Origin of the sequence: Rhizobacter sp. (assembly GCF_031412075.1) — a bacterium.
In the GTDB taxonomy this organism is placed as follows: domain Bacteria; phylum Pseudomonadota; class Gammaproteobacteria; order Burkholderiales; family Burkholderiaceae_C; genus Rhizobacter.
The window spans coordinates 1-8,356 of sequence record NZ_JANOCG010000219.1; the positions used below are offsets into that span (position 1 = coordinate 1).

Consider the following 8,356-nt stretch of genomic DNA (forward strand, 5'->3'; position numbering starts at 1 on the left):
CCGGCCGCACGCTGTGGGTCGACGCAGAAGCCGACCTCGACGCCGTCACCGCGCTCTCGGGCTCGGGCCCGGCCTATGTCTTCTACTTCGTCGAGGCCATGATGCAAGCGGCGGTGGAAATGGGCTTGAGCGAAGAGCAGGGCAAGCAGCTGGCGCTCGCCACCTTCATGGGCTCGGCCGCCCTGGCGCAGGCCTCCAGCGAGCCCCCTGCGCTGCTGCGTGAACGGGTCACCTCCAAAGGCGGCACCACCTACGCTGCGCTCACCTCGATGGAGACAAGTGGCGTGAAGAACGCCATCGTCAAAGCCCTGAAGGCCGCACAGCGCCGAGCCAGTGAACTCGGCGATGAATTCGGCAAGTGATGTCTGCCCCCACGTCGCTCCGCTCCTGCCCCCCGAGGGGTCGCTCAGCCGCCTTGAGGCGGCTCGGCGCCGGCTGAGATGCAGACCGCCGAACCCTGGGACGCAGCCACCTACACCGAGCTGAAGAAGATCGCTCGCGCCCGGCTGCATGCCTCGGGCCCGTTGACCCAGCTCAACACCACGGCACTGGTGAACGAGAGCTACCTGCGCCTGTCGGCCCGCGCCGAAGGCCTGCACTTCCCGAGCCCCGGCCACTACTACGCCTACGCCGCCAAGGTGATGCGATCGATCATCGTCGACCTGGTGCGCGAGCAGCAGGCCGAGCGACGCGGCGGCGGCGCGCAGCGGGTCACGCTGTCGACCACGCTGGCCGAAGGCACACCCGCCGACGACGAAGCGCTGCAGGTCGACGAAGCCCTGCGTGCTCTCGAACAAGTGGAGCCGCGCCTCGCGCAGGTGGTGGAGATGCGCTACTACGGTGGCCTCACCGAGGCCGAGATCGGCAGCGCGCTGGGCGTGACCGAGCGCACCGTGCGGCGCGACTGGGACAAGGCGCGCGCCATCCTGCGCACGATGCTCGGCTGAGCTGTCCGGTGCCACGACCCGATTGCGTTGGCCCGTTGACATGAGCAAGCTCCCCTGCCCACCCGAACACTGGCCCCGCTTCTCGCGTCTGCTCGACGAAGCCCTGCAACGCCCCGAACACGAGCGCGACGCCTGGATCGCCACGCTGCCCGAAGAAGACGCAGCGCTGGTGCCCTGGCTCGCGCCGGTGCTGCACACCTTGCCGGCGGCCAGCCAGACGAGCTTTCTCTCCGGGCCCCAACTGCACCCGATGGCCCATGAAGCTGCCCGCAGCGCCGGCCAGCACATCGGCCCCTACGAGCTGCTGCGCGAGCTGGGCCAGGGCGGCATGGGCGAGGTGTGGCTGGCACGTCGCATCGACGGCGCCTACCAGCGCGAGGTGGCGCTCAAGCTGCCGCACGCCCACTTGCTGGCCGGCTCGGTGCGCGACCGTTTTGCGCGCGAGCGCGACATCCTCGCGCGCTTGTCGCATGAGCACATTGCCCGTTTTTATGACGCCGGCCTGGCGGCCGATGGCCAGCCCTACCTCGCGATCGAGGCCATCGACGGTGAGCCGCTCACGCAGTGGGCCGATGCACGCCAGCTCGGCATCAGCGCGCGCCTGGCCTTGTTCGCACAGGTCACGGCGGCGGTGCAGCACGCCCACGCCAAGCTGGTGGCCCACCGCGACTTGAAGCCCAGCAACGTGCTGGTCACGCCGCAAGGCCAGGTGAAGCTGCTCGACTTCGGCATCGCCCGCCTGCTGCACGGCGAGGCCGACGACGCCACCCCACTCACCCGCGCCGGCGCGCACCCGGCCACACCCGGTTATGCCGCGCCCGAGCAGCTGGCCGGTGGCCCGATCACCGTGGCCACTGATGTGTATGCGCTCGGCGTGATGCTGTTCGAGCTGCTCTGCGGCAGCACACCACGCGGCGGCAGCCTGCTGGCGCAAAGCTGGCAAGCGCAGGCGCCGCCAGAGCTGCCGCTGGCCTCGCGCCACGCCAGCGAACAGCACGCCCGCGCCACGGGCCTCACGCTGCCGGCGTTGCGCCGCGCCTTGCAAGGCGATCTGGACGCGATTGCCGACAAGGCCCTGCAGCCCGCCCCCGAAGCGCGCTACGCCAGCGTGGCCGACCTCGCGGCCGACCTCGCACGCCACACCCACAACGAACCCATCAGCGCACGCCGCATCACCCGCTGGAAGCTGGCTGCCAAGTGGGTGCGCCGCCACCGCCTCGGCGTGGGCTTCTCGGCGGCACTCGGCGTGGTGCTGCTGGGGGGTGGCGCTGCCGTCGCCTGGCAAGCGCAGCGGGCGCAGGCCCAGGCGCAGCGGGCCGAGGCGGTGAAAGACTTTCTGCTCGGCGTGTTCCAGGCGAGCGACCCACGCATTGCGTCCGACACGCCGCGCGGCCAGATCACCGCCAAGGCCTTGCTCGACCAGAGTGCCGGCGAGATCGAGGCCCGCTTTGCAAACGACCCCGAGGTGCAGATCGAGTTGCTGCGCACCGCCGCGCAGATTTACCGCGAGCTCGGCGAAGACGCGGCCTTCGAGCGGCTGCAGGCCCGCCAGATCGCGTTGGTGACGCAGCACCACGGCCCGCTGCACCCGCATGTGCTCGAAGCGCAACTCGACTCGGCGGTGCGTGCGCAGGCGCGCGGCGACCATGCCGCCTGCCTGCGCCTGCTCGACGCCGCCGACCGTGCCCTCACCGAAGCCGGCCGCAACGACAGCGCCCTGCGCGCCGCGTGGTGGACACAGCGCAGCGTGTGCCTGCGTGACCGGCCAGATGCTGCCAAAGAGCGCGAAGCCGCCCTGCACACCGCCTTGCGCCTGTTCGAGCGTCACGCTCCCGCAAGCCGTGGCCACGTGACCGCGCTGATGGAGTTGGCCAACGAACAGACGCATACCGACCGCACACACGAAGCCATCGCCACCAACCGGCAAGTGATCGCACTGGCCGAACGCTCGCGCGAGCCCAACCACGCCGAGCTGGTGACCCTGCACGGCAACATCGGCCTGATGCTGCAACAGTTGGGCGACCTGGCCGGCGCCGAAGCGGCGTTGGCGCAGGCGGCCGCGCTCGCGCTGCGAACCAGCGGGCCGGCCTCGCGAGCGGCCTGGGGCGCGGCCGCGCGCCGCGCCCGCACCGCCCACCTGGCCGGTGCACGCGAGCGGGCCGACAGCCTGTTCGCCGACGTGATGCGCTTGTTGCCACCCGAGAGCGCACCCGACCCCGACGCCCACAGCGTGCGCGAAGACCGGGGCGAACGCCTCGCCGCCGAAGGCCGGCCGCAAGAAGGCATTGCCCTGCTCGAAAGGGTGGAGCGGGCCTGGCGAACCGAGCCGCCGCATGACTTTGCCTTGCGCCGCGTGCGCCGCCACCTGGGCGATGCCTACGACCGCGCCGGCCGCCCCACCGACGCACGCCGCCTGTTCACGCTGGCACTCGCCGATTTCGAGGCCCACGCGGTGGCCGGCGCGCAACCCACCATCGCGATGCGCGAACGGTGGGGCCGCTTTCTGCTCGACCAAGGCGAGACCGATGCGGCCGCAGCGCAGTTCGAGCGCGCCGCACGCGATGCCACCACGCCCGGCTGGAGCCACGTGGCGCTGGCACAGGCGGGGCTGGCGCGTGTGGCGTTGCAGCGCGGCGATGTTGAGGCCGCTGAAGCGGCGAGCCGCGCGGCGCTGAGCACCTGGCAACAGGTCAGCGGCTTTCGCGACGTGCGCATGGCGCCCTACCTGTGGCGCGTGCGCGCGGCCGTGCTCGAACGCAGCGGCGACGCGGCGCAGGCTGCGCAGCTGCGCGCCCAGGCACTCGACGCCAGCCGCTTGTACGACGCTCCTGGCAGCCCGACCGTCACCCAGCCTCGCTACCTGGGGCTCTGAAAGTGCTCCGTTCGGCCTGAGCCTGTCGAAGGCCATGCGCGAGTGATGGATGCGTGACGCAGAGCTGCACGGCCCTTCGTCAAGCTCAGGGCCGGCGTTTCGACAAGCTCAACGCGAACGGAAGTTTTGACGGGGCTTCTCGGCGATGCCTCACGGCGCCAGCGGCACCCGCGTGCCTTGCAAGCTGGCGCCGCTCACACCTGGCGGCAGGTACTCGCGCCACAGCATCGTCGCCGTGCCGCTGGCGCTGACCGCGAGGCTCGCCGAGTCGGGGAAGGCCGCCGCCTGGTTGAGCACCACGGGCCTCGGCGTCAGCAGCGCGCTCGACATCACCCAGCTGCCGGTGACGGCGTTCCAGCGCGAGAAGCCGATGTCGGTGCCGCTGCCACTCGGCTTGTTGGCCCACCACATCACCACCACACCGCCGCCACCCCCGCGCGTGGTGATCGGTGACGCGGCCCGGCCGGTCGCCACCGGCAAGGGGGCACCCCATTGCCCGTTGCTGCCGTCGAACTCGCGGCTGGCCAAGCCGTCAAGCGACGGCCACACCACCTGAAAACGTGAGCCGGTGCGCCAGACGGCGCGTGACAGGAAGAAGCTGCCGTTGTTGAGGCCCACCCGTTGCGCGGCCGACCAGGCGCCGCCACTGGCAGGCCAGTGCGCCGCATCGACCGCGCCGGCCAGCGTGTGCCAAGCCACGAGCAGGCTGCCGTCGGCGGCCATCGCAAGCGTGGGCGAGTAAGTGCCGTTGCCGGCAATGGTCTCGATGGCACCCCAGGTGCCCGCGGCCGCACTGAAACGCGTGAGCACCACACCCGCAGGGCCTTCCAGCGTCCACGCTGCCACGGCGTCTCCGTTGGCGGCGGCTTCGAGCACGAGGCCGGTGCCGGACATGGCCGTGTCGAGGGTCTGTTCGGCCGACCAGGTGCCGGCGGCTGCCGTGTAGTGGCGCGCGCACAGCCCGCTGCCGCGCCGCCAAAGCAGCGTGGCGTTGCCATTCGCACTCACCGCGAGTTTTTGCACCAGGCCACCCCCACAAGCGGCCGACCCGAGCGGCTGCGCCGCGCTCCAACTGCCGCCCGAGGCAGCGCGGCGCGCCACCACCGGCCCCGCGCCCACGTCCCAGGCCGCGATGGCGTTGCCCGCATCGTCGAGACCGATCTGCACGCCGACCGTGGTGTTGAGGCCGGCGACGCTGGCCACCGTCTCGGGCGCCGACCAGCCGGTGTCGGCGCCCAGGTAGCGGCTGGCTTTCAACAGCAGCGCGCCCTGTTGCGGCTCGGGCCACACCGCCATAGCAGCCCCCGACGCGTTGCTTGCCACCTGGGCGATGCCAGCCTCGGTGGATGACGTCAGCGCCACCGACGGCGTTCGCTCGGCCACGGTTTGCACCACGGCCTGCAGGCGGTAGCTGCCGGGCGCGTTGTCGGTCGGCACCACCTCGATGGTGTAGTCGCCCGCCTGCGCCAGATGAAACTGCAGCGCGCCGGCGGTGTTGGCAAACGGCGCTGTCATCAGCAACACCCCCGCCGCGTCGCGCAGGCGCACGCTGCCGGCGAGGCTGGACTCGGCGCGCAATACGGTGATGGCCACACCCTGCCCCGCCGTGGCCTGGAAGCGGTAGCTGTCGGTGCGCGCAGCAGCCGCCGCGCGGATCTGATCGAAGGGCAACGTGATCGCTTCGGCCGCACCGCCTTGCGCCACCGGCCGCAGCGGCACCACCACCTCGTCGATCGCACCCTCGCCCCCGCGTACACGCACCTGGCCGCGCCAGGTGCCGTTGAGCGCGGTGCCGGTGAGCAGCATGTCGAAGTCGGGCGGCAGGTCGAGCGACACACCGCCGCTCATCGGCGTGGCCGCATCGACGCGGATCGACGGGAAACGATAGCGCGGCGGCGCGGCTTGCGGCCGCTCGCGGCCCGAGGCGCCTTGTGCAGAGACCCCGGAAGCACCTTGCGGTGGAATCGGTTTGTCCATCTCGGCCAGCATCTTGCAGATCGTGGCCTGCTCGAAGATGCTGTCGTACTGGCCCGGCACGTCGTTGATGCAACGTGGGCGCGGGCGGAACGGCGTGAAGCCCAGGTCGGCGTTCCACCACGAGAGGTGGGCCACTTCGGCGCGCATCACCAGCTCGGTGGGCGACGCGGTCGATGCGACCAGCGTGCCCGTGCCCTCATTCACCCACTGGCCGCTGCGCTCGTCGAGCGACCACAGCGGCAGCGTGCCGCCGGCCGCGAGCAAGGAGCCGTTGAGGTTGGCGCCGGCATAAAGCGGCAGCTCGATGGTGGCGCGTGCGCCCGGCCGCAGCTGCAGTGGCTGACCACCTTGCGACAGCGTGAACTCCACCGTGCCGTAGCTGACGATGGGGGTGCGCGACCCGTCGGAGTTGAGGCCTTCGAAGCGGCCAGGGAAGGCAGGCAGGGCAGCGGGGTTGTTGATGTCGACCGGCGTCAGCGTCACGCTCACCGGGCCGGTGACGGCCACGCCGGCCGCGTTGATCAGCGCGTTGGGTGGCAGGGTGATGCGTGCCCCGTCGCTGCCGGCGAGGCTGCCACCGGCGGCGGCGTCGGCCAGGGTTTGGGCAGCGGCACGCGGCATCAGCGTGGCTTCGAAGTAGCCGTCGCTGCCCACGCTGGCGGGCAAGCGCAGCACATGCGTCTGATCGGCGTAACCGCTGCGCGACACGCGCAAGGCGACCTCGGCCCCGGCGTTCACCGTCAGCGAAACACGGCCTTGTGCATCGGAGACCACCGGGCTGGCGCCACCCACCACGCCGACGCTTGCCCCCGCCAGGGGCAGCCCATCCGTGCCTTTCACCAGGCCCGTGACCTGGGCCGTGGGCGTGGCAGCGCTTGGGGTGACGGTGATCTCGCGCGTGGTCTCGTGGCTGGCGCCTTGCACGTCGGTCACCGTCAGGCGCACGCTGTAGCGACCGGCCGCCGGGTAGAGGTGGGCGATCTGCGCCGTGCCGCCGTGGTTGCCGTCGCCAAAATCCCAGCGGTAACTGAGCGTGCTGCCTTCGGGGTCACTGGAGCCGCGTGCATCAAAACCCGCCACACCGGCCGCCACCAGCGTGGCCGGCGCGCTGAAGCTGGCGACCGGCGGCTGGTTGCCCCCCGGAGCAGGGGGTGGGGCGGGAGCCGGCCCGCCGCCACCCCCACCGCCGCAAGCGGCCAACACCGTGAAAAACAACAAGCTCAGCGAATGAGAACGGGGGCGCATGGCAACTCCGGCAAGGGTCTGTCTTGCCGAGGCCAACGTGGCCAGCGCCACAAACCGGACACGCCGGACACACCGGACACAGCGCTCCATGCCCGGCGCAGCCGAGGCCATGCACAGCCTGCATGACCTGAGCGCTCGCCTGCGCCTACAGTCTCGCTCCATGCCGGCGCCACGCATCACGAGTGCGGCGCGCGACCGGCATGACCCCATCAACGGAGACCGATTCCATGAGCTTCCTGTCCTACGTCACCCCCAGCGCCACCAGCCCCTGGCACACCTACCTGTCGCAAGTCGACCGCGTGTTGCCCTACCTCGGCCACCTGGCGCACTGGTCTGAAACCCTCAAGCGCCCAAAACGCGCGCTGATCGTCGACGTGCCGATCGAGATGGACGACGGGCGAGTGGCCCATTTCGAGGGCTACCGTGTGCAGCACAACCTGTCGCGCGGCCCCGGCAAGGGCGGCGTGCGTTACCACCCCGACGTGACGCTGGAAGAAGTGATGGCCTTGAGTGCCTGGATGACGGTGAAGTGCGCTGCGGTCAACCTGCCCTACGGCGGCGCCAAGGGTGGCATCCGCGTCGACCCGAAAACCCTCTCGCACAAAGAGCTCGAGCGCATGACTCGTCGCTACACCAGCGAGATCGGCATCATCATCGGCCCGCAGCGCGACATCCCTGCACCCGACGTCAACACCAACGGCCAGATCATGGCCTGGATGATGGACACCTATTCGATGAACACCGGCACCACCGCCACCGGCGTGGTCACCGGCAAGCCGCTGCACCTGGGTGGCTCACTGGGTCGTGTGAAGGCCACCGGCCGCGGTGTGTTCGTGACCGGCCGTGAAGCCGCGCGCCGCCTGGGCCTCAACCTCAACGGTGCACGCATCGCGGTGCAAGGCATGGGCAACGTGGGCAGCGCGGCGGCCGAGTTGTTCATCGGCGCGGGCGCCACACTGGTAGCCGTGCAAGACCACACCGGCACCCTCGTCAACCCGAAGGGTTTCGACATGGCCAACACCATGGCCGTGCTCAAGCGTGACGGCGGCATCTCGGGCTACAAGGATGCAGAGAAGGTCGACAACGAAGACTTCTGGGAGGTGGATTGCGACATCCTGATCCCGGCCGCGCTCGAAGGCCAGATCACCGTGCCGCGCGCCAACCGCATCAAGGCCAAGCTGGTGCTCGAAGGCGCCAACGGCCCCACGCTGCCCGACGCCGACGACGTGCTGCACGACCGCGGCGTGCTCGTCGTGCCCGACGTGATCTGCAACGCCGGCGGCGTGACCGTGAGCTACTTCGAGTGGGTGCAGGA

General features: G+C 70.7%; 5 protein-coding genes. 4 read left to right on the forward strand and 1 reads right to left on the reverse strand.

Annotated features, from left to right (window positions below; translation table 11 throughout):
- From RMO40_RS07615 to RMO40_RS07625, 3 genes are all read left to right on the forward strand, one after another.
- Positions 1-362: pyrroline-5-carboxylate reductase dimerization domain-containing protein (locus RMO40_RS07615; protein ID WP_309718573.1), on the forward strand; the 362-nt coding region annotated here is incomplete at its 5' end.
- A gap of 78 nt (positions 363-440) precedes the next feature.
- A complete protein-coding gene (locus RMO40_RS07620) occupies positions 441-947 on the forward strand; it encodes an ECF-type sigma factor (protein WP_309718576.1) in 507 nt (168 codons plus the stop codon).
- Between the two features lie 40 nt (positions 948-987).
- Positions 988-3,819 (forward strand): protein kinase domain-containing protein, encoded by a 2,832-nt coding sequence (locus tag RMO40_RS07625; RefSeq protein WP_309718579.1) that lies wholly within the window; start codon positions 988-990, stop codon positions 3,817-3,819.
- Positions 3,820-3,969: 150 nt separating this feature from the next.
- On the opposite strand, the gene RMO40_RS07630 is transcribed toward RMO40_RS07625, so the two are convergent.
- The gene (locus RMO40_RS07630) at positions 3,970-7,041 is read right to left on the reverse strand and encodes a PKD domain-containing protein (protein ID WP_309718583.1); all 3,072 of its coding nucleotides are present in this window, start codon (positions 7,039-7,041) and stop codon (positions 3,970-3,972) included.
- A 227-nt stretch (positions 7,042-7,268) separates the two neighbouring features.
- On the opposite strand from RMO40_RS07630, the gene RMO40_RS07635 reads away from it, so the two are divergent.
- The coding region (locus RMO40_RS07635; protein WP_309718586.1) for a Glu/Leu/Phe/Val dehydrogenase at positions 7,269-8,356 on the forward strand (1,088 nt) is incomplete at its 3' end.